General features: G+C 66.8%; 18 protein-coding genes and 1 tRNA gene. 13 read left to right on the forward strand and 6 right to left on the reverse strand.

Annotated features, from left to right (window positions below):
* Positions 1-54: 54 nt before the first annotated feature.
* The 12 genes from rph (at position 55) to QFZ47_RS17620 (ending at position 14,738) form a co-directional block, all read left to right on the forward strand.
* Positions 55-786, forward strand: coding sequence for a ribonuclease PH (gene rph, locus QFZ47_RS17565; RefSeq protein ID WP_307656836.1), 732 nt, complete (start codon positions 55-57; stop codon positions 784-786).
* A gap of 21 nt (positions 787-807) precedes the next feature.
* The gene (locus QFZ47_RS17570; RefSeq protein ID WP_307656837.1) at positions 808-1,407 is read left to right on the forward strand and encodes a non-canonical purine NTP pyrophosphatase; all 600 of its coding nucleotides are present in this window, start codon (positions 808-810) and stop codon (positions 1,405-1,407) included.
* A 3-nt stretch (positions 1,408-1,410) separates the two neighbouring features.
* Positions 1,411-2,670, forward strand: a complete 1,260-nt coding sequence (gene hemW, locus QFZ47_RS17575) for a radical SAM family heme chaperone HemW (protein ID WP_307656838.1) — start codon at positions 1,411-1,413, stop codon at positions 2,668-2,670.
* A 32-nt stretch (positions 2,671-2,702) separates the two neighbouring features.
* Positions 2,703-2,787: transfer RNA gene (locus QFZ47_RS17580), tRNA-Ser, on the forward strand.
* Between the two features lie 392 nt (positions 2,788-3,179).
* Positions 3,180-4,073, forward strand: coding sequence for a LysR family transcriptional regulator (locus tag QFZ47_RS17585; protein WP_307656839.1), 894 nt, complete (start codon positions 3,180-3,182; stop codon positions 4,071-4,073).
* 132 nt (positions 4,074-4,205) lie between these two features.
* On the forward strand, positions 4,206-5,183 hold the full coding sequence (locus QFZ47_RS17590) for a Bug family tripartite tricarboxylate transporter substrate binding protein (RefSeq protein ID WP_307658960.1): 978 nt from the start codon (positions 4,206-4,208) through the stop codon (positions 5,181-5,183).
* A 1-nt stretch (position 5,184) separates the two neighbouring features.
* Positions 5,185-6,366 (forward strand): CaiB/BaiF CoA transferase family protein, encoded by a 1,182-nt coding sequence (locus tag QFZ47_RS17595; protein WP_307656840.1) that lies wholly within the window; start codon positions 5,185-5,187, stop codon positions 6,364-6,366.
* Positions 6,363-7,121 carry an enoyl-CoA hydratase gene (locus QFZ47_RS17600; protein ID WP_307656841.1) on the forward strand — a complete coding sequence of 253 codons (759 nt, stop codon included), beginning with the start codon at positions 6,363-6,365 and terminating at the stop codon, positions 7,119-7,121. The genes QFZ47_RS17595 and QFZ47_RS17600 overlap by 4 nt, the downstream gene beginning before the upstream one ends.
* Before the next feature lie 137 nt (positions 7,122-7,258).
* The gene (locus QFZ47_RS17605) at positions 7,259-8,200 is read left to right on the forward strand and encodes a class I SAM-dependent methyltransferase (RefSeq protein WP_307656842.1); all 942 of its coding nucleotides are present in this window, start codon (positions 7,259-7,261) and stop codon (positions 8,198-8,200) included.
* A gap of 514 nt (positions 8,201-8,714) precedes the next feature.
* Positions 8,715-9,953 (forward strand): HlyD family secretion protein, encoded by a 1,239-nt coding sequence (locus tag QFZ47_RS17610; protein WP_307656843.1) that lies wholly within the window; start codon positions 8,715-8,717, stop codon positions 9,951-9,953.
* Between the two features lie 43 nt (positions 9,954-9,996).
* Entirely contained in the window at positions 9,997-11,343 is a 1,347-nt protein-coding gene (locus QFZ47_RS17615) for a hypothetical protein (protein ID WP_307656844.1), read from the forward strand.
* Positions 11,331-14,738, forward strand: a complete 3,408-nt coding sequence (locus tag QFZ47_RS17620) for an efflux transporter outer membrane subunit (RefSeq protein WP_307656845.1) — start codon at positions 11,331-11,333, stop codon at positions 14,736-14,738. Before QFZ47_RS17615 ends, QFZ47_RS17620 begins: the two co-directional genes overlap by 13 nt.
* A gap of 16 nt (positions 14,739-14,754) precedes the next feature.
* Here QFZ47_RS17620 and QFZ47_RS17625 read toward each other — a convergent pair whose 3' ends face one another.
* Positions 14,755-15,036, reverse strand: coding sequence for an HU family DNA-binding protein (locus tag QFZ47_RS17625; protein ID WP_015867040.1), 282 nt, complete (start codon positions 15,034-15,036; stop codon positions 14,755-14,757).
* Positions 15,037-15,505: 469 nt separating this feature from the next.
* Here QFZ47_RS17625 and QFZ47_RS17630 point away from each other — a divergent pair, with 469 nt between their 5' ends.
* Positions 15,506-15,913, forward strand: coding sequence for a hypothetical protein (locus QFZ47_RS17630; protein ID WP_307656846.1), 408 nt, complete (start codon positions 15,506-15,508; stop codon positions 15,911-15,913).
* Positions 15,914-15,983: 70 nt separating this feature from the next.
* Here QFZ47_RS17630 and QFZ47_RS17635 read toward each other — a convergent pair whose 3' ends face one another.
* The 5 genes from QFZ47_RS17635 to ureE form a co-directional block, all read right to left on the reverse strand.
* On the reverse strand, positions 15,984-17,990 hold the full coding sequence (locus QFZ47_RS17635; RefSeq protein ID WP_307656848.1) for an AsmA family protein: 2,007 nt from the start codon (positions 17,988-17,990) through the stop codon (positions 15,984-15,986).
* 189 nt (positions 17,991-18,179) lie between these two features.
* Positions 18,180-18,626, reverse strand: coding sequence for a universal stress protein (locus QFZ47_RS17640; protein ID WP_307656849.1), 447 nt, complete (start codon positions 18,624-18,626; stop codon positions 18,180-18,182).
* A 269-nt stretch (positions 18,627-18,895) separates the two neighbouring features.
* A complete protein-coding gene (gene ureG, locus QFZ47_RS17645) occupies positions 18,896-19,546 on the reverse strand; it encodes an urease accessory protein UreG (RefSeq protein WP_307656850.1) in 651 nt (216 codons plus the stop codon).
* Between the two features lie 18 nt (positions 19,547-19,564).
* On the reverse strand, positions 19,565-20,236 hold the full coding sequence (locus QFZ47_RS17650) for an urease accessory protein UreF (RefSeq protein WP_307656851.1): 672 nt from the start codon (positions 20,234-20,236) through the stop codon (positions 19,565-19,567).
* A gap of 242 nt (positions 20,237-20,478) precedes the next feature.
* Positions 20,479-21,072 (reverse strand): urease accessory protein UreE, encoded by a 594-nt coding sequence (gene ureE / locus QFZ47_RS17655; protein WP_307656852.1) that lies wholly within the window; start codon positions 21,070-21,072, stop codon positions 20,479-20,481.
* Between the last annotated feature and the right edge of the window lie 40 nt (positions 21,073-21,112).

Raw genomic sequence — 21,112 nt, forward strand, 5'->3', positions numbered from 1 at the left:
GCTGCTTCGGCTTGCGGCTTTACCTCCGCTTTTGTTCCACATACCTCTAGAAAAATGACTGCTTTCACACGAAGCGGCGGCCGTGCCGCCGACCAGCTGCGCCCGGTGCGCATCACCCGCGGCTTCACCATCCACGCCGAGGGCTCGGTGCTCATCGAATTCGGCCAGACGCGCGTGCTGTGCACCGCCTCGGTCGAAGAGCGCGTGCCGCCGCACAAGCGCGGCAGCGGCGAAGGCTGGGTCACGGCCGAATACGGCATGCTGCCGCGCGCCACCCACACCCGCAGCGACCGAGAGGCCGCCCGCGGCAAGCAGAGCGGCCGCACGCAGGAAATCCAGCGCCTCATCGGCCGCTCGATGCGCGCCGTGTTCGACCTGGCCGCGCTGGGCGAACGCACCATTCATCTCGATTGCGACGTGCTGCAGGCCGATGGCGGCACCCGCACCGCGGCCATCACGGGCGCATTCGTCGCCGCGCAGGACGCCGTCAACAAGCTGCTCGCCGCCGGCACGCTGGCTGCTTCGCCCATCAGGGGCCACGTGGCGGCCATTTCGGTAGGCATCGTCGGCGGCACCCCGCTGCTCGACCTGGAATACACCGAAGATTCGGCCTGCGATACCGACATGAACGTCGTGATGACCGGCGCCGGCCACTTCGTCGAGGTGCAGGGCACCGCCGAGGGCGCGGCGTTCTCCCGCGAGGAGATGAATCTCCTGCTCGGCCTGGCCGAAAAGGGCATCGGCGAACTGATCGTGCTGCAGCAGCAGTCCCTTGTTTCGAAGTAATTGATTGATCGATTGATGGCGATGAAACTGGTCCTGGCCTCCAACAACGCCGGCAAGCTTGCCGAGCTCCAGCTACTGTTTGCGGAGCTGGCCGTGACGCTCGTGCCGCAGTCGGCCTTGGGCGTGGGCGAGGCCGAAGAGCCGTTTCGCACCTTCGTCGAAAACGCGCTGGCCAAGGCGCGCCATGCCAGCGCCGCAACCGGCCTGCCGGCCATGGCCGATGACGCAGGACTTTGCGTCGACGCCTTTGGCGGCCTGCCGGGCGTCGACACCGCGTTCTATGCCACGCAGTTCGGCTATGCCAAGGGCGACGCCAACAACGTCAAGGCCCTGCTCGAGCAGCTCGACGGCGTGGTCAACCGGCGCGCCGCGCTCGTCAGCACGCTGGTCGCGCTGCGCGGGCACGACGACCCCGAGCCCCTCATCGCAGTCGGCCGCGTGGTGGGAGAAATCACGCGCGAGCCCCTCGGCGACAACGGCTTCGGCTTCGATCCCGTCATGTACCTGCCCAGCTTCGGCAAGACCTTTGCCCAGCTGCCGCCCGAGGTGAAGAACGCCAACAGCCACCGGGGCCAGGCGGCCAAGGCCATGCTGGCGCTGATGCGCGAACGCTGGTTCTGATCGATGGCCTCCGTCGTTCCCATCCAGCCCGCGCAGCCCACCGGCGCGCCGCAGGCCAACGATGTGCTGCACTGGATGCGGCCCGGCCCGCTGCAACTGGCGGCGCTGCCGCCGTTGTCGCTCTACATCCATCTGCCCTGGTGCCTGCGCAAGTGCCCTTACTGCGACTTCAACTCGCATGAGTGGCGCGCCACCAGCGAGGCCGAGGCCGAAGGCATTCCCGAGGCGGCGTATCTCGACGCGCTCATTGCCGACCTGGACGCCGCGCTGCCGCTCATCTGGGGCCGCACCGTCCACACCATCTTCATCGGCGGCGGAACGCCGAGCCTTTTTTCGCCCCAGGCCATCGACCGCCTGCTCGGCGACGTGCGCGCCCGCCTCAAGCTGGCGCCCGAATGCGAGATCTCGCTCGAAGCCAACCCCGGCACCTTCGAACGCAACCGCTTCCGGGCCTATCGCAGCGCGGGCGTCACGCGGCTTTCGGTGGGCGTACAGAGTTTCAACGACGAGCACCTGAAGGCGCTGGGCCGCGTGCACGACCGCGCCCAGGCCATTGCGGCCGTGGAAGAAGCCGCGAGCGCATTCGACACCTTCAACCTCGACCTGATGTATGCGCTGCCGGGCCAGACGCTCGAGGGGCTGGACGCCGACCTGACCCAGGCGCTGGCGCTCGCGCCGCCGCACATCTCGGTGTATCACCTGACCATCGAGCCCAACACCTGGTTCGCCAAGTTTCCGCCGGCCTTGCCCGAAGACGACCTGGCCTACGCCATGCTCGACCGCATCACCGAGCGAACCGCCGCCAGCGGCATGTCGCGCTACGAGGTTTCGGCCTATGCGCGCAGCGGCCATGCCTGCGCCCACAATCTCAACTACTGGCAGTTCGGCGACTACCTGGGCATTGGCGCCGGCGCGCACAGCAAGCTGAGCTTCGCGCACCGTATCGTGCGCCAAGTGCGGTTTCGCGAACCGCGCCTGTACATGAACAACGCCCGCGCCGGCGCCGCCGTGGCGCAAAGCGATGAAGTGGCGCTGGCCGACCTGCCGTTCGAGTTCATGCTCAATGCACTGCGCCTGAAGGAAGGCTTCACGCTGCCCCAGTTCAGCGAGCGCACCGGTCTGGCCATGACCAGCATCCAGAAAGGGCTGGAGGAGGCCGAACGCAAGGGCCTCGTCGCGCGCGACCTGCATCGCGTGTGGCCCACCGAGCGCGGGCTGGATTTTCTGAGCGACCTGCAGTCGCTCTTCCTGCCCGAGGATTGAGGGGCCGGCATCGGCATAAAATCAGCGGTTCCGGAGAGTTGGGTGAGTGGTTTAAACCAGCAGTCTTGAAAACTGCCGACGAGCAATCGTCCGTGAGTTCGAATCTCACACTCTCCGCCGGCTGGGCTCCCCTCGCAGCGACCGGTCAATGATCCATGCGTTCGGAAGACGCTGGGTACTTTTAGCCATTGGCGATTTCCGACTACCAGCGGCGTCTCGACGTCTCGGGATGCGGTGCCGCTTTTAAAGGCTCCGTGTCGCAACGCAGGCGTGGCAACGCTTTCCCGTCGATGCGCACAGGCTTTTCCACCGTCTTATCCACCGCAATGGTGGAGAACTCGCCCTCTGTGATGGGTGGTTCGGAGGGCGGTATGGCGCAAAGTTGTACACATTTGGTAGTACATATCGGTCATAACTAACCGCGCCACGCGAGCGTTGAGCCTCAACCGCTGTCGGCTTCATTCATCACAATGCCCGGCATACCCCGCCGCGCCCTGACCCCAACCCCCATGAAGCTCGACTCCACCACCGTCCAACTGGTCCTGTGCATCGCCGAGGAAGGCAGCATCTCCCGGGCCGCCGACAGGCTGAACCTGGCTGTGGCTGCCGCGTCCAAGCGCGTGAGCGACCTGGAGGCGCAACTGGGCGCCAAGCTGTTCAAGCGGGTGCCCCACGGCGTCTTGATCACCGAGGCCGGCAGCCGGCTGATGGCGCACATCCGCCAGATCGATAGCCTCATCGGCCGGCTCGAGGGCGATGCCCAGGTGCTGAGCCACGGCCAGGATGGGCGCATTCTCATCGGCGCGCCGAAGGCGGCCATCATCCAGTTCCTTGCGAAGGACATCGCCCGGCTGCGTGACGCCTACCCGCAGATCACGCTGAAGATCCTGGAGGAAAACAGCAAGATCGTGCAGCAGTTGCTGCGCGACAAGGTGATCGACGTCGGCATCTACGAGAAGAAGAGCGGCTTCCTGGACCTGCCGAAGTTCGACTACCGGCAGGACAGGCTGGTGCTCGTGTACAGCCGCCGGCATTTCCGGTTTGCGGCAGAGGGGCCGGTGGGCATCGACGATTTTCTGGACCTGCCGGTCGTGAGCCTCGGCAAGGGCTCGGCGATCCTGTCCGCCTTGGAGGGGGCCTACCGCAGCCGGGGCAGATCGTTCCCGAACAACTTCTCGACCAGCGGTTTCGACACCATGCTGGCGCTGGTGCGCCACGGCCTGGGCGTGGGCCTGATGCCGCCGGAAGTGCTGCGCAGCTTCCACCCCGAGGACGACCTGGGCTCGGCCGAGATCCAGGGCGACTGGCACCAGCGCGCCTATGTGCTGTCGTGCGTCGAAGGCCATGCGCAGGAGCAGACGCTGCGCAACGTGGTGGCCCAGCTGATCGGCGCCAGCACCTAGAAAAGCAGCGTTCCTGCGGCTGCGGCTTCGCGGATCACGAAGCCAGGCATGCATTCCACGTTCTTGCGACGTCCTCTGCGCTACGTGAGAGTAGCGGCACTACTACGACAGAGACAGAGGACGCACGACATGATGAGACGCCGAGACTTCATTGCGGCCAGCGCTATCACCGCGCTGGCCGCGCCTTGGGCCGTGGGGGCCACCGAGCTGCCCAAGGGCATCGTCAAGATCTACGTGGGCTGGGCGCCCGGCGGCGGCACCGACGTGTTCGCCCGCATCGTGGGGCAGAAGCTCTCGGAGCTGTGGGGCCGCTCGGTGGTGGTCGAGAACAAGCCGGGCGCCACCGGCGCATTGGCGGCGGACTTCTTTGCGCGGACCCGGTTCACCGAGGGCGTGAACCTGCTGATGGCGCACGTCAACACGCATGCCATCTCGCCGCACATCTTCAAGGGCATCAGCTACGACCCGCTGAAGGACTTCGCGCCCGTCGCCATGGTCGGTGCCACGCCGCACATCCTGGTGACCAGCGCGAAGAATTCTGTCGGCTCGATCAAGGAGGTGGTCGAGCAGTGCAGGAAGAGCCCCGGGAAGATCAGCTTCGGCTCGTCCGGCACGGGATCGGTGCAGCACCTGGCGGCCGCGATGTTCAACATGGCCGCCGACGTCAAGAGCATCCACGTGCCCTACAAGGGGTCGGGCCCGATGCAGACGGACCTGATCGGCGGGCAGATCGACTACAGCTTCGACACCATGACGGCAGCCACGGCCCAGGTCAAGGCCAGGCGGATGACGGGCATCGTCCAGACGCGCCTGCAGCGGGCCAAGGGCTTCCCGGAACTGCCGACCATGGACGAGCAGGGCTTCAAGGGCTTCGACGTCTCCAGCTGGTATGGCGTGGTCGGCCCCAAGGACATGTCCAGGGATCTGGCCCTGCAGATCAATGCCGACATCAACAAGGTGCTGGCGCTGCCGGATGTGGTCACGCGCTTCGATGGCTATGGCGTGGAGGACGGCGGCGGCTCCGTCGACAAGTTCGCGGCCTTCATGGCTGCCGAGTTCAGGAAATGGGGCGACGTGGTGCGCACCGCCAAGGTCACCGAGGAGGGCTGAAATGAACCACGCACGACAACTGCCGCTGCAGGGCATCCGGGTTTTGGACGTGAGCCAGGTCATGGCGGGCCCGTTCGCCTGCATGCTGCTGGCCGACCTCGGGGCCGACGTGATCAAGGTCGAGCCGCCGAGCGGCGACCAGACCCGCGGCGCCATGGGCTTCAAGATGAAGGGGCCGGACAGCATGGGCTTCCTGAACATGAACCGCAACAAGCGCTCGCTGACGCTGGACCTCAAGAGCGAGGAGGACCGCGCATCCTTCTACAAGCTGGCCCAGACCGCCGACGTGATCGTCGAGAACTACCGGCCCGGCGCGGTGCAGCGCCTGGGCATCGACTACGAGTCGATCAGGAAGATCCATCCGAAGATCGTGTACGTCAGCATCTCCGGCTTCGGCCAGAGCGGCCCCTGGGCCGAGCGGCCGGGCTTCGACCTGATGGCGCAGGCCATGTCCGGCGTGATGAGCGTGACCGGCTACCCCGGCGAGAAGCCGGTCAAGGCCGGCGTGCCGGTGGCCGACATCGGCTGCGCACTGTTTGCCACCTACGCGCTGCTCGCGGCCTACATCGGCGCGCAGAAGTCCGGCGTGGGCCAGCACATCGACGCGTCGCTGTTCGACGCGGCCATGGCCTTCTCGGTCTGGGACATGTCCGAGTACTGGGGCACGGGCGTGCGGCCGACCCCGCTGGGCACCAGCAACAAGATGAGCGCGCCCTACCAGGCCGTGAAGGCGCGCGACGGCTACTTCGTGATGGGCGCGACCAACCAGAAGCTCTGGACCCGGCTGTGCGAACTGCTGCAGCGGCCGGACCTCGCCCTGCACGCGGACTACGCCAGCGTGTCGCTGCGCCTGAAGAACCGCGAGGCGCTGATCGAGGCGCTGGAAGCGGAGTTCGGCCAGCGGGACAGCGCCGACTGGATCGACGCCATGCTGGCCGCCGGCATCCCGGCCGGGCCCATCCTGTCGTATCCGGAGGCCTTCGAAGGCGAGCATGGCACCCACCGCCGCATGTGCATGGAGATCGACCATCCGATCGAGGGCAAGGTCAAGAACATCGGCTTTCCCGTCAAGCTGCTGGGTACGCCGCAGCAGGTGCGCCGGCACCCGCCGCTGCTGGGCGAACACAACGAGGAGATCATGGCCGAAATCAACGCGCGAGCCGGCGCGGCGGTGGCCCTATGAACTTTGCCGAATGCGTGCAGCTCGGCGTCCATGCGTCGGGCGTGGCCGAGATCGTGATCCATCGCCCCGAACGCCACAACGCGATGACGCGGGAGATGTACGAGACGCTGCTGGACCACATCGGCGCGTGTGCGCGCAATTGCGCGGTGCGCAGCCTGCTGTTCAGGGGGGCGGGCGGCAAGTCGTTCATCTCGGGCACGGACATCACCCATTTCAAGGACTTCCGCGAAGGCAGCGACGGCATTGCCTACGAGGCTTTCGTGGAGCGCGTCATCGATGCGGTCGAGCGCATTGCGGTACCCACTGTGGCCGTGGTCGACGGCTGGGCCGTCGGCGGCGGACTTGCCCTGGCGACGGCCTGCGATTTCCGGGTCTGCAGCGACGCATCGCGCTTTGGCGCGCCGATTGCCAGGACGCTGTCCAACACCTTGTCGTCGCGCAATATCGCACGGCTGCAGGCCGCCCTGGGCGTGCCGCGCGTCAAGCGGATGCTGCTGCTTGCCGACTACCTGACGGCACAGGAAGCGCTGGCCTGCGGCTATGTGCATGCCGCCTGCGCCCCGGGCGAACTGGATGCCGCTGCCCATGCGCTGGCAGAGCGGCTCATGGCGCTGTCGCCGGTCACGCACAAGGCCGTCAAGGAGAGCATCCGCCGCATCGTCGTCGAGCAGCGGCTGGACGACGATGACCTGATCGAGGAGGTGTATGGCAGCCAGGCGTTTCGCGACCGAGTGGCCGCTTTCATTGGCCGATGACGGAAATATCGAATGTCTGATATCGCCCAAATGAGGTAGCCAATAGGGCAGTTTTTAAATAACGCAGCGTGTAAGCGTATTAAAAATATTAACTATGAAAGCGAAAGCCATGTAATTCTTAGGCATAACTTGTCTCAATGTCGCGCCAGATTTTTGAAGGATTCAAAATGATCGGAGACATCTTATTGCCAGATGCGAGCTTGAAGCGTTCTGGAACTTACTTCGAATCCGGGCTTCAATGCCGGACCGATGCCATTACGGCCAATGCCACTTATTTCGGCAATGCGCAGTGGGCCCAGGAATACCTGGATTTCTGCCACCGCGATGCGCATTTCAAGAGCCGGTGGCTGGCGGCCGCGGGCGACTGGACGGACAAGGTGGTCATCGATCTGGGCTGCGGGCCGGGCAACATCTTTGCCACCCTGGGTGGAAAGCCGCGGCTCCTGATCGGCGTGGATGTGGCCCCCGGCTCGCTCGAACTGGCGGCCAAGCTGGGCTATACGGCGGTGCTGGCCGATGCGGCCTACACGCCTTTCCGCTCGCAGGTGGCGGACATCGTTGCCATCAATGCGTCGCTGCACCATTGCGACGACATGGCCGCGGTGCTGCGCGAAGGGGCACGGCTGGTGAAGCCTCATGGCCTCCTGGTCACCGACCACGATCCGCAGCTCACCGCGTGGGACTACAAGGGCCTTGCCAAGCTGATGTGGGATGCGCGGCTGTGGGTCTATCGGGCGATCGGGCACGGCTTCCACAAGACCGGCAGCCAGCAGTCCTGGGGGCTCCGGACCGAAGTCCATCACCAGCCGGGCGATGGGGTCACGAAGGAATTCTTCCACGCCACGCTGGAGCCGCTGGGTTTCGAGGTCCGCGTCTACCCGCACAACCACCAGATCGGTGCCGATGCGCTGCGCGGGGTGGTGGGGCCGGCGCAATGGAAATACCGGCTGGGCAACATGCTGTCCGGCCGGCGGCCTTCATCGCCGACGAGCGCGCTGTCGCTGATGTGCGTGGCAAGGCGTCGCGGCGATCCCGTATCCACTGCGCCTGCAGCGTCGCAGCAGCGAACGCCAGTCTGATGCCGGCGCCCGGCAAACCGGGCTGGACCGTGCCGGGACACGATCAGTATCGTTACTGAATCTTCCCCACCGCGACATTCCCGCGGCTTCGCGTTCAAATGCCGAGGTGCCCGCCATGCCGGGTTGGCGGCACCCTGCGCCCCGGCCTCCCAAGGGGAAACCCGGCTCTCGCGCCCCTCTGCATGCCCAATGCAGCCTTTTGTGGTCAATTGCGCGCAATCCGACACCAATGTAGGACTTTATCCCGACCTCGGTGTTGCTGAGATGTGAATTCGGCACATCTTGTTTCGCTCCGAAGCAGTCCAGATCCGGGTTTCGACGTACCTTCATATTGCACCGCAACATGCGGACGCAGAGTTCGTGGCTCGGCGTCCGTCGTTGCGGGCGGGTCCTTCAATCTGGATGTCGTGCCGTTCGCTGCGGCGCGACGTGGTTCTCATGAGAGGTGGCTATGCGTGTGTCAAAACCGAGTTCGGTTCTCTTTTCTCAGTGCCAGCGGCGCATCGCTGGTGCCATGGGCGGCCGTGTTCCTGGCGCGGGTTGTCGGCGCCGGCAGTCGGGCGCCTTCGTCCCCAAGCTGGCGGCCTATGCGCTGCTGGCCTTCGTGCTGTGGCTGATGGTCGCAACCCTGGTGCAGCCGCTGTTGTCTTCGCAGGCCACCCGCGCCGTCTTGCAGGCGCCGGTGGCGCTGATCACCTCGCCGATCAACGGGGTGGTGTCGCAGATGGTGGTGCATGCGCGCGACAAGGTGGAGCCGGGCACCATCGTGGCCACGGTGCGCAACCCGACCGTGAGCCAGGAAATCCTCACCACCCTGAGGTCGCAGCACCTGGCGCTGCAGAGCCAGTTGGCCCAGCTGGGCAACCAGTACAAGTCCGACAACCAGGAAATGAGGTCTGTCGGGCAGGAGGCCGGCGTTCATCGCGAGGCTTCCCTGGCGCAGGCCTGGGAGGCCTGGCAGATCGCGCGGCGCCAGCGCGATGTGGCGCACAGCATGGTGGAAGAGCAGGAAAACAAGGTCAAGACCAATCAGGCGCTGCTGGAGCAGGGCGCGATCAGCGAGCAGGTGATGAACGCCGCTGTGGCGCAGCTGAACACGGCGCGTGCCAATGCCGCGGTGGCGGAACAGTCCTTTGCCGGGCAGGCCCAGACGGTGGCGAGTGCCGGGCAGGGAGCCTTCGTGGGCACCGGGGGCAGCAACCTGTTCCAGACGCTCGCAAGCCGCCGCGAGGCGCTGCGCAACAGCGTCGGCCGCGCCCAGCAGGACGCCACCGCCATCTTCAAGCAGCTCAAGGAGGTCAGGGATCTCGAGGACGAGGAACGCCGCCGGGTGGAAAAGCTGTCCTTCTACGAAATCAAGGCCTCGCAGGCGGGGCAGGTTCATTCCGTGCTCGCACCCGAAGGCGCGTATGTCACGGCGGGTGCCTCGCTGGTGCGCGTGACCGATTGCAGCCGGCTCGGCGTGGTGGCGGTGTTTCCTGCGCGGGTGGCCAAGCGGCTGGGCATCGGCTCCGTGCTCGACGTCAAGCTCGCCGAATCCGCCAAGCCGGTGCCGGCGCGCGTGGAGCAATTGCTGCCGGTGGCCTCGGACGCGCTGCAGAGCACCTACAGCGTGCCGTTCCCGTATGCCGAGCAGGGTTCCATCTATGCCGTGGCCCGCATCGAAGGCAAGGAACCGCAGGAGGCTCCGCCGGATGGTGGCAGCAACATGTGCGCGCCCGGCAAGGTGGTGTCGGCCAGCCTCAGGTCCTGAGCGCAGGCGCAAATGCACCACCCACCCGCATCGGAACAGAGCCATGTCGGTCTTCCCCTTTTCCCGGACCCTGGTGTCCTGCGTTGCCGCACTGGCGGCCTCGGCCTTGCCGATGTCGGGGGCCTTCGCCCAGCCGTCCGGCCGGCAACCCGGCCCGCAGGCCGGCAGCGCCACGCAGCAAGCGCTTGCACGGCAAAGCTGCGAAGGGCTGCGGCGGGCGGTTGCGGAGGACCAGAAGGGCGTGGCTTCCGGACCGCTGTTTCTCACCAGCTACCGCCTCGCCGACCCGAAGCAAGGTACGCCGCTGGAACCCGCGCTGGCGGGCGCCTCCTTCACCTATGACAACGCGCTGGCCGGCATCGCGCTGCTGGCCTGTGGCGACGCGGCCTCGGCCCGGCGCATCGGCGACGCGGTGGTGCGCGCGATGGAGCGCGACCCGAACGCGGCCGACGGGCGCGTGCGCAACGCCTACCGCGCCGGCCCGATGACGGAGGAAAAGGCCGCATTGCCGGGGCGCTGGGATGCGACGAAGAACCAGTGGATCGCCGACGCCTACCAGGTGAGCACGGCCACCGGCAACGTGGCCTGGGCCGCCTTGCTGCTGCTGAACCTGAACGAGGCCGAGCCGTCGCCCGCCTATCTGGCGGGCGCGCGCCGACTGCTCGGCTGGATCGAGCAGCGCACGCGCGCGCGCAACGCGCCCGACGGCTACAACGGCGGCTGGTACGGCTGGGACAACGCGCAGCGTGCCCAGACCTGGAAATCTACCGAGCACAACATCGACATCGCGATGGCGGCCGCCTGGGCGGCGAAGGGCACCGGCACACAGGCCGAGGCCGAGCGCCAGCAGGCGCGCACCGCGCTCGACTTCGTCGGCCGCATGTGGAACGCATCGGAGCAGCGCTTCAACATCGGCACCAAGGAAGACGGCGCCACCATCGCAACGGATGGCTCCGGCCTGGATGCACAGCTGTGGCCGCTGCTGGCGGCGCCCGAGGGTTCCTGCCCCTGGATGCGCGGGCTCGACTGGGTGGAGAAGCACCATCGCTTCGGCGAAGGCTACGGCTTCTCGCGCAGCCCCGACGGCATTTGGACCGAGGGCAGCGCCCAGGCCGCCGCCACGCTGGTGGCGCGCAAGGGCGCGGCACCCGAGGCCCTGTGGCAGCTGCTGGCCTCGCAGCGCGCCGGCAACGGCCTGTACTACGCCACCCCCAGTGCCCGCATTTCGACCGGGCTGGCCATCGGCCCGGACTCGTCCGGGGCCGATTTCTTCTACTACCGCTGGCCACACTTGGGCGCGACCGCCTGGATCGCGCTGGCCGCCACGGGGTTCAACCCCTTCACCGGCAAGACCGCCGCAACAGGAGCCACACCGCCATGTCCCACCTGATCGCCACTCCGGAGTTCCAGCTCAACGCCCTTGTTGCGGGCCTGGCACTCCTCCTGATGACGTGGGGGCGGGTCGACCGCACGTCCCACCGCGTGCTGTTCGGCGCGCTGACCGCGCTGCTGCTGATGCGCTATGCCGTCTGGCGCGCGGTTGCCACCATGCCGCCTTCGGACCTCGGCTTCGAGACGCTGTTCGCCTGGGTGTTCCTGTGCTTCGAGCTGACGGCCATCGTCTACACGCTGATGTCCATCCACATGCTGGTGCGGCGGCGCGACAACCACCATCTGGCCGACCGCGGCGAAGCGGAGCTGCGGCGCCGCGGCGCGCAGGTGCCGGCGGTGGACGTCTTCATCTGCACGTACAACGAAGAGCTGGCGATCCTCGAAAAGACCATCATCGCCGCACAGGCCATCGACTATCCGAACCTGAAGGTATGGGTGCTCGACGACACCCGGCGCGACTGGCTGCGCGAGTATTGCGAGCGCAAGGGCGTGCACTACGCGCGCCGGCCCGACAACAGCCATGCCAAGGCCGGCAACCTCAACAACGGCCTGCGGCTGTCGGCGGGCGTGACCAATGCGCCCTACATCCTGGTGCTCGATGCCGACTTCGCGCCGCAGCGGCAGATCGTCTACCGCATGCTGGGCCTGTTCGCGGACCGCAAGGTCGGGCTGGTGCAGACGCCGCAGTTCTATTACAACGCCGACCCCATCCAGCACAACCTGCGCGCCACCGACAGCTGGGTGGACGAGCAGCGCGTGTTCTTCGACGTGCTGCAGCCCGCCAAGGATGCGGCCGACTCGGCCTTCTGCGTGGGCACCTCCTTCATCGTGCGGCGCGACCTGATCACCGCCGCGGGCGGCTTTCCGGTGGGCAGCGTGTGCGAAGACATCCACACCACCTACCTGCTGCTGCGGCACGGCCACATCACGCGCTGGCTCGGCGAGCGGCTGTCCAACGGCCTGTCGGCCGAGAGCATCATCGACTACATCAACCAGCGCAGCCGCTGGTGCCTGGGAACGGTGCAGCTCGCGCTGCTGCCCGACGGCCCGCTGCGCGGCCGCGGCTTCAGCTTCTCGGCGCGGATGCACTTCCTGCACGGGCTGCTGCACTGGCTCGGCAAGCCGTTCATGGCCATGATCATGCTGGCGCCCGCGCTCTACTGGTATGCCGGGGTCTCGGTGTTCCATGCCACGCCGCAGGCTTTTGCTTCCTTCGGGCTGCCGCCGCTCATGATGTTCTGGGCCTACAGCTACTGGATCAGCCAGCGGCGCTGCCTGCCCGTGTTCAGCGAGGTGAGCCAGCTGGTGGCCGCCATGGCCGTCACCAGCACGCTGGCCAGCGCCTTGCTGCGGCCGTTCGGGCGGCCCTTCAAGGTCACGGCCAAGGGGCTGGACCGCACCAAGACCGTGGTGCACTGGAAGCTGGTCGCGATGTTCGGTGGGCTGCTTGTGGCGCTGCAGTGCGGCGGCGCGTCGGTCGCGCTGAGCGGCGAAGCGCTCACGCCCGGCGACCAGCTCAATCTGGTGTGGACCGGCATTGCGCTCATCCTCTGCCTGGCCGCGCTCATCGCCTGCGTCGACCTGCCGCGGCCGGAGCAGGAGGAACGCTTTCCCTGGCGCGCGCGCACCCGGGTGCGCACCGCGGCAGGCGAGGGCGAGGCGCGCTTCGTCAACATTGCGGCCGACGGCGCCCTGCTGGAAGCCAAGGCCCCGCTGAAACGCCTGCGCGTGGGACAGCCGCTGGAGGTCTACGTCGATCCGGTGGGATGGCTCCCGGCCCGCCTTGCCGGCAGAAGCTCCGCGGGCGCCGAGCTTCGCTTCGCCGGCACCGAGGCCCAGCGCGAGCAATTGGTGGGCCACGTGTTCAACGTGCCGCCGAGCCACGTCGCGGTTCAGGTGCGGCCATGGAAAGCCGCCTCGGCCTTGCTGGCGAGCGCGGGTTTCGGGTCTCCCGGGGCGGGCTTCGTGCGCCTCGCCCTGCGGCTGCTGCTGCTGGTGCTGGCAACCTGCGTGGTGCTGGTGGTGAGCGGATGCAACCTCACGCCGCCGCTCAAGCAGCCCGACCTCACGGTGCCTTCGCAATGGCCGGCCGGCACCATGGCGCCGAACGCGGAACCCGTCGACTGGCGCAGCTTTGTGCAGGACGACGAACTGCGCGGGCTGATCACGACCGCCCTCGCGCAGAACCGCGACCTGCGCGCCTATGCCGCGCGTGCCCGCGAAGCCCGCGCCGTGTATGCCGGCAGCCGCGCCTCGCTGTTCCCGCAGATCGGCGTGTCGGGCCATGCCCAGCGGGCGCAGACCACCACGCAAGGATCGCTCAGCCCGCTCGGCAACGTGCCATCCGACGGCCGGGTTTCGAACAGCTTCGACATCCAGGCCGGCGTCACGTCGTACGAGCTCGACTTCTTCGGCCGCCAGCAGAGCGCGACCCAGCAAGCCGGCTCGCTGGCCGAGGCCGGCAACAAGGACTTTGCGGCTGCGCACATGAACCTGGTGGGAGAGGTGACGAATGCCTACCTCACGCTGCGCGCCGACCGCGCCTTGCTCGCGCTGGCCAATGCCAACGAGTCCGGCCTGGCCGCCAATGCCGACATGATCGGACGCGCCAAGGCGGTGGGCGGCGCGGCACAGCTGGACGTCTACCGCGCGCAGTCGCTGCTGCAGAACGCCCGCGTGAAGCAGGAGGAATTCCGCATGCGCGTCGCCCAGGACCTGCAATGGCTGAACGTGCTCGTCGGCCAGCCGGTGCCGCCCGACACGGGCAGCGCCCGGCCCTGGCCGCAACGCTCCACGGCACAGGCGGCGGCGGGGCTGCCGTCCAGCCTGCTGCAGCGCCGCCCCGATCTGCTGGCGGCCTATTCCCGCGTCGAAGCCGCCAATTCGGGCGTGGGCGCGGCCAAGGCCGCGATGCTGCCGACCATTTCGCTCACGGCGCTCGCGGGCGGTGTCAGCCGGGAGCTGTCGACGCTGTTGAGCGGTGGCAACAGCAGCTGGGCCGGCGTGCTGGGCGTGTCGCTGCCGCTGTTCGACTGGGGGCGCCGCTCGGCCAACATCACGGCCAACGAGGAGCGGCTTGCGGCGGCCATGGCCTCCTACGAATACACGGCGCAAATGGCGTTCCGCGAAACCGCCAACGCGCTGATCGCCGACGACCACCTGCGCCCGCAGCTGGAGGCGCAGCAGGCCCGCGTGCAGGCGCTGGAGAAGGTGGCGAACATTGCGCGCACCCGCTTTCGAAGCGGTCTGGAAGACTACTTCGCGAGCCAGGACGCCCAGCGCGAGCTCTACGCCGAGCAGCAGCAGCTGATCGAGCTGCAGCTCAAGGAGGCCGTGAACATGGTCAATCTCTACAAGGCCCTTGGGGGCGGATGGCAGGGCGCGCGGGCCTGAGCCGCCCCCCCGGGGATCAGCCCACCTGGTTGATGGCGTCCTTCAATGCCTTTCCTGCCGCGAATTTCGCGCTCTTGCTCGCCTTGATCGTGATCTGCTCGCCGGTCGACGGATTGCGGCCGGTGCGCTCGGCACGGTCCGCGACGCTGAAGGTGCCAAAGCCGATCAGCTGGACGGTTTCCCCACGGACCAGGGCGCGCGAGAGTTGTTCGAGCGCCGAGTCGAAGGCGCGGCCGGCGTCGGCCTTGCTGAGGTTGGTGTCTTCTGCGATGGCGGCGATGAGTTCGGTCTTGTTCAAAACAGGAATTCCTTTCGATAGAACGGTTGTGAAAACCACGGGTGGTCGTACCCGAGTTTGACCGAATGCGGCGGCCGGATTCCCGGCCGGCCTGTTTAAGTGCTTCTAAATCTGCGGACCTGTGACGGATGTCCGCTTCGCGCATTCGTGAAGTACTGGGCAGAACTGCGGCTTGGTTACCGTTTCTCACGTAAACCGAAGCCGATAGTGAAGCATTTCCTGTCTAAATGTTAGTAATTCACATATCTTGTGCTCTATTGATTTCGCCAAGGAGCCCCCATGAAAAAAAACGCCGCCACCGTGATCCTCTCGTTTGCAATGTCCTTGCTCCTGAGCGCTTGCGTGTACCCCGTGGTGGACCCGGGGCCGGGCCCAGGCGCGGGGAAGGGCGGTTTCTGCCCTCCCGGCCAAGCCAAAAAGGGCAATTGCTGAGCCACTCGCCGCAAGCAGCCGGCAGGCGCGCTGCCTCATGACTCCCGTCTACAAGCTCCGCCAGAACCGGATCGCGCTCGTGGACTCGGACGCCCTGCAGCGCCTCTGCACGGGCAGTTCGCTGAAAGCCATCGGCTTCGACCATGCCTCCTTCGAGCATCTTCATGGGCTGATCGACGCCGTGCGCGAAGGGCGGCACTTCGGCGCCATTCTTTTGGGGCTGCACGCGGACGCCGCATCCGACATGGCCCTCATCTCCGACGTGTGGGAGGCGCTCGGCCAGCGCGTCCGCGTGTTCTTCATGGCGCATTCGACCGAACTGGCCCACGCGCGAGAAGCGCTTTCGCGTTCGGCTATCGGCGCATCGCGTTCGCAGGTGATTCTTTCCCCGGCGAGCGATGCCGAATTGCGCGCCGTCTTTCACGGCGAGGGATTCCATGCTTAGTCCGTTCCTCGGAGATCTGAGCCCGGACGCGTGAAATAGAAAGCCCCTTGCGGGCAGGCCTGCCGCGCTGCTAGCGTGCCTTTGGCTGCTTGCCAGCCTGCGGCTTCTGGCGGGCGGCAGCCTCCAGCGGCGCGCATTCCGCGAACTCCTGCGAGCCCATGTTCAAGAGCGGCAGCAGCGCGGCAGCGGGAGCCACCGCGCCCAGCGCAATCGCCGAACCCAGCTTGAGCGCCACGGCGCCCTTGTCGACCCCGACGTCGGGGTTCTTGAACGTGCCCTTGACGTACAGCGGCGAACGCAGCGAAAGAACGCGCAGCGCCTTGTTCCTCGGCTGGATCTCCAGCGCGAGCTGTTCTTTGGAAAGATCGATGAGCCCGCTCACGTTGACGACCGATTCGTCCGTGTCCAGAACGAAGGAGCGCGTCTGCATGACGCCCTGCGTCACCTTGAAGTCGCTCGCAAGGCAGTTCAGCTGGACCTGCCTGTCGCCGAACAGCTGGGTCGCCACCACGCTGCCGATGTTCAGCCCCATGGCCTCGAGCAGGAACTTGCTGATCGTGCCCTTGCTCACCAGTGCCTTCACCTCGCCGTTCGAAGTGCCCAGCAGGGCCGCGACGGAGTTGCCGGAGGCGGACAGCGCAGCGTCGCCGCCGACTTCGCCCAGGCTGGCCCGCATGGTGTCGAGCGTCGGAAAGAGTTCCTTGATCTTCAGTCGGCGGGCCGAGAGCTGCAGGTTGGCGCGGATCGGGTCCTGCCGGCCGTCGAGCCTGACCGTGGCGGCCAGCGTGCCGCCCGCCACGCCAAAGCTCAATGGCGTGAGCGAGAGCACGCTGTCCTTCAGGTGAAGATCCGCCACCAGGCTGTCGATGGGCAGGTCCTTCGCATGGAATATCTTGCGGCCGGCAAACTTCACGTCCGCGTCGATGCTGCCCCAGCTTGCCGTGTCGAATTTCTCCACCGGCAGCACCTTGCCCGCCGGCTGAACGGCAGCGGCTCCCCGCCTGGCCTTGCTGGTGTTCGAATCGGCGCCGATCAGCGGCGCCAGGTCTTCCAGGCGCAGCTGGTTGGATTGCACCTGCCCGCGCAGCAGCGGCCGCGGCTGCTGCGAGATGTATTCCAGCGTGCCCGCAATGTCGCTGGCACCCACGCGGCCCTTGAAGTCTTCGTACAGCCAGCGCCCGCCGGCCTTGTCGAGCTTGCCGATCAGATGGCCTTCGGTGCTGAACGGGGGCGTGTTGGGCAGCGTGATGCCGGTGATCGGGTACAGGTGCGCCATGCTGGCGCCCGAAAGCTTGAGCCGCAGGTCCAGTGCCGCCAGCGCGTCGGGCTTGGTCAGCGTGCCGGCGATGTCGATGCGCGTGGCACCGATCTGCACACCGGCCTGCAGCGGGTAGGGCTTCGTGTCCTGCCGCAGCGAGAGCACGGCGCCGGCCTTGCCGCTTCCTTGCAGCGGTGTCTTGCGGAAAGTGCCGCTGAGCTTCCAGCCGATGCCATAGCCCTCGGCGCTTTCCTTGGGCAGGCTGTCGATGTCGACCTTGAGATCGAGCTTTTCCGTCGCATCGGCGAGCTTCACCGTGCCATGGCTCAGCACCAGCCGCTGCAGGTCGAGCTTCCAGCTCGAAGGCTCCGCACCGCCGGCGGCCAGCGTCCAGTTGTTCTTGCCGTCGGCGGTGCGTTCGAGAGAAAGAACGGGGCCGGCGAGTTCGAGCGTGGGAATGCGGATCGTGTGGTTGAGCAGGGGCAGTGGGTTCAGCGAGAAAGTCAGCTGCCTGATCTCGGCCAGGTGCGGGCCGGTCTTGCCCCAGTCGGCATTGCCCAGCGTGATGTCCTGCGCGCTCAGCCTCGGCCATGGCACCCAGCGGCGCCAACCTGTTTCGGCTTCGGGGCTGTTCCACTGCAGGACCAGGTCGCCGCGGATCGCGAACGGGCGGCCCGTCGCTTCGCTCACGCGCTGGTTGATCCATGGCCGTGCGCGGTTCCAGTCGAAGCTCAAGGCAACCGCGATGCACAGCGCCACCAGGACCGACAGCAGAAGCAGGCCCCAGCCCACGGCGCGGGGAAACATCGATGATTTCATTTTCACTCCCTTGAGACGGCCCGTGCGCAATGCAGCCATTGCCAGGCACTGTACCTTCCGCAGCTCTGCGCGAGATGCGAATGGCAGCAAGAGAGTGATTCGCCCTGGGAGCGGCGCGTTCACGAGGGGCGGCCGATGCCGGCGCCCGATCGTGAACTATTGCACTTCAAACGCGGTTCAATCAGGCTTCTACCGCAGCACCAGCACCGGAATGTGCGAGTGGGTCAGAACATGCAGCGTCTCGCTGCCCATCAGCAGCCGCGCAAGGCTGCGCCGGCCGTGCGAGGCCATCACGATCAGGTCGCACTCCTGGTTCTTGGCGGTCGCGATGATGGCTTCTGCCACCTGGTTCGACTTCATGACGATGGCTTGCGCACTGCGCACGCCCTTGGCGACTGCAGCAGTCCTGACGGCATCGACCAGGCGCTGGGCGGCGTGTTCTGCCTGTTCCTGCGAGGCTTCGATTTCGCGCTGGTTCAGCACCATCGAACCTTCGAAATAGCCATAGGGCTGGAAGTGCGCGACGTTGACGCTCACCAGCTCGGCGCCCGCCAGCAAGGCCAAGTCGATGGCGGTGGCAACCGCCTGTTCGGAGAGCGAAGAGCCATCGGTGGCGACGAGGATGCGCTTGTACATGGCCGACTCCTTGGCCCCCGGCACTGCGGGTGCCTTCGCAAACCAGTCTAGTCCTCGGATATCGGCCCTACAAGGAAAGAAGCTGGGCTGCGGCGCCTAATCGCAGCCCATGGGAAGAGCGCCGATGCGGCTCAGCCCTGCCCCGGCGCCTGCCGCTGCCTGGGCAGCCGATGCCAGCGGCGGGCTGATGACCAAGGCTGAGCACTGCGGATGCCGCCTGCCAGGCGCGGCAAGTCCGCGACGGCAGCGAACTCCGAGGGCGTGGCGCCTCAGTCTGCGGCCAGCATGCCGCGCTTTTCGATGAACGCCACCACCTCGGCCACGCCGACGTGGGTCTTGAGGTTCGTCATCACGTAGGGCCGCTGCCGGCGCATGCGCTGCGTGTCCTGCTCCATCACGTCGAGGTTCGCGCCAACGTAGGGCGCGAGATCGGTCTTGTTGATGATGAACAGGTCGCTCTTGGTGATGCCGGGCCCGCCCTTGCGCGGAATCTTCTCGCCGGCCGCCACGTCGATCACATAGATCGTCAGGTCCGACAGCTCGGGGCTGAAGGTGGCCGCGAGGTTGTCGCCGCCCGATTCGACGAACACCACGTCGGCATCGGGAAAGTCCTCGAGCATGCGGTCGATGGCCTCGAGGTTGATCGAAGCGTCTTCGCGGATGGCGGTGTGTGGGCAGCCGCCGGTCTCCACGCCCATGATGCGTTCGGCGGGCAGGGCGCCGGACACGGTGAGCAGGCGCTGGTCTTCCTTGGTGTAGATGTCGTTGGTGATGGCGACAAGGTCGTACTTGTCGCGCATGGCCTTGCAGAGCATCTCGAGCAGCGTGGTCTTGCCCGAGCCGACCGGGCCGCCGATGCCCACGCGCAGCGGCGGCAGTTTCTTGGTGCGGTGGGGAATGTGGTGCAGGGCGGAGGTCATGGGGGTTGTCCGGTTCGGTCAGCTTCGAAAGAGGCGCGAGTATTGTGTTTCATGGCGTGCCGACAGCACGGCCAGAAGGGGCGCAAAGGCCTGGCGCTCGTCGTCGCCGAGGTGCATTGCGCGCTCGACGGCGGCGGGAATCTCGTTGGCCAGCCGCGCCAGGATGCGCTGGCCCGCGCTCTGGCCGAGCGGCACGGCCTTGACGGCCGCGGCCACCATGTTCTCGGCCCAGCCGAAGGCGAAGGCCAGGCAGCCGTCGTGCATCGTGGCGCCGGTGCGGCTGGCCGCGAAGGCGAATGCGATGGGATAGCTCGCAGGCAGGTCGACGAAGACCTCGGCAGTGTCGGCGTGGTGCAGCTTGAGCCACTCGACGAAGGAGCGGCCCATCTGCTCGGTCTGCAGGAAGAATTCGGCCGATTCGCGCGTGGCCATGACCCAGCCGTTGAGTTGGCGGACGCGCGGCATGTCGGTGGCGCGCCAGGCTGCAACAGCCTGCGCGAAGACAGCGAGGTCGCCGCGTGCGAAGCTCAGGTGCAACTGGTCGGAGAGCCACTCGATGGCCTTGGCCTCCGAATCGATGCCGGCCCATTCGACCGCCGCCTCGACGCCTTCGGAGTACGAGAAGCCGCCCACGGGCAGGGCGGGGGAGGCGAGCCAGATGAGCTGCAGGAGGCTGTTGGCGTCGGGCATGTCAGCTCTTTGCTGCGCATCGTGCTGTGGGGTGCGTGTGGTGAACGCTCTTGTCCGGGGCGCGTGCACAGGCCACCGGATACTCCCCTCCGCGAATGTCCCCCGGCCTGCGGCCTCCTCCTTGATTTCGCTGCGGGGAGCACCCGATGCCCTGTGCACCATAGGCGCTGCTCTTGTGCTGGCCGGTCAACGACTGCTCTGAACGACGCACAACGCGACGAAACAAAAAGCAGGATCTCATTTCAGTGCGAGTGACCATGATGACCGTCCGAATGGTCATGCCCGTCGAGCAGTTCCGGCGCGAGCACGAGCGGCTTCGGGCCTTTACTGCTGCCATGGTCGTGCGCATGATCGTGGCCCCCGTCATGCGAATGCTGCTCGTGCGACCCATAGGCGCCGCCCTCGGGCTCGAAGGCTTCCTCGGCCGCGACGACGATCAGGTGCATCGAGCGCAGCATGTCGGCCAGCACATGGTCGGGCTCGATCTTCAGGTGGTCGGGCTTGAGCTCGATCGGCACATGCCGGTTGCCCAGGTGATAGGCCGCGCGCGTCAGGTCGAACGGCGTGCCGTGGGCCGTGCAGTGCGTGATGCGCAGCACCGGCTGCGGCGCCGCAATGACGCGGACCAGCGAGCCGTCCTCGGCCACCAGCACGTCGCCGCCGCGCACGGCAGTGCCGCGCGGCAGGAACACGCCGATCTGGCGGCCCTGCGAATCGGTGGCGTCGAAGCGGCTCTTCTGGCGCACGTCCCAGTCGAGTTCGACTGTGGCGGCGCGCTTGAGCAGCACGGGCGCAAGGCCGCGGCCTTGGGGCATGAGTTTGTTGGCGGTGAGCATGGTGCGAACGGGACGCCCCAGGAGGCGTGAAACGACAGGA

The sequence above is a fragment of the Variovorax paradoxus genome (genome assembly GCF_030815975.1).
In the GTDB taxonomy this organism is placed as follows: Bacteria; Pseudomonadota; Gammaproteobacteria; order Burkholderiales; family Burkholderiaceae_C; genus Variovorax; species Variovorax paradoxus_N.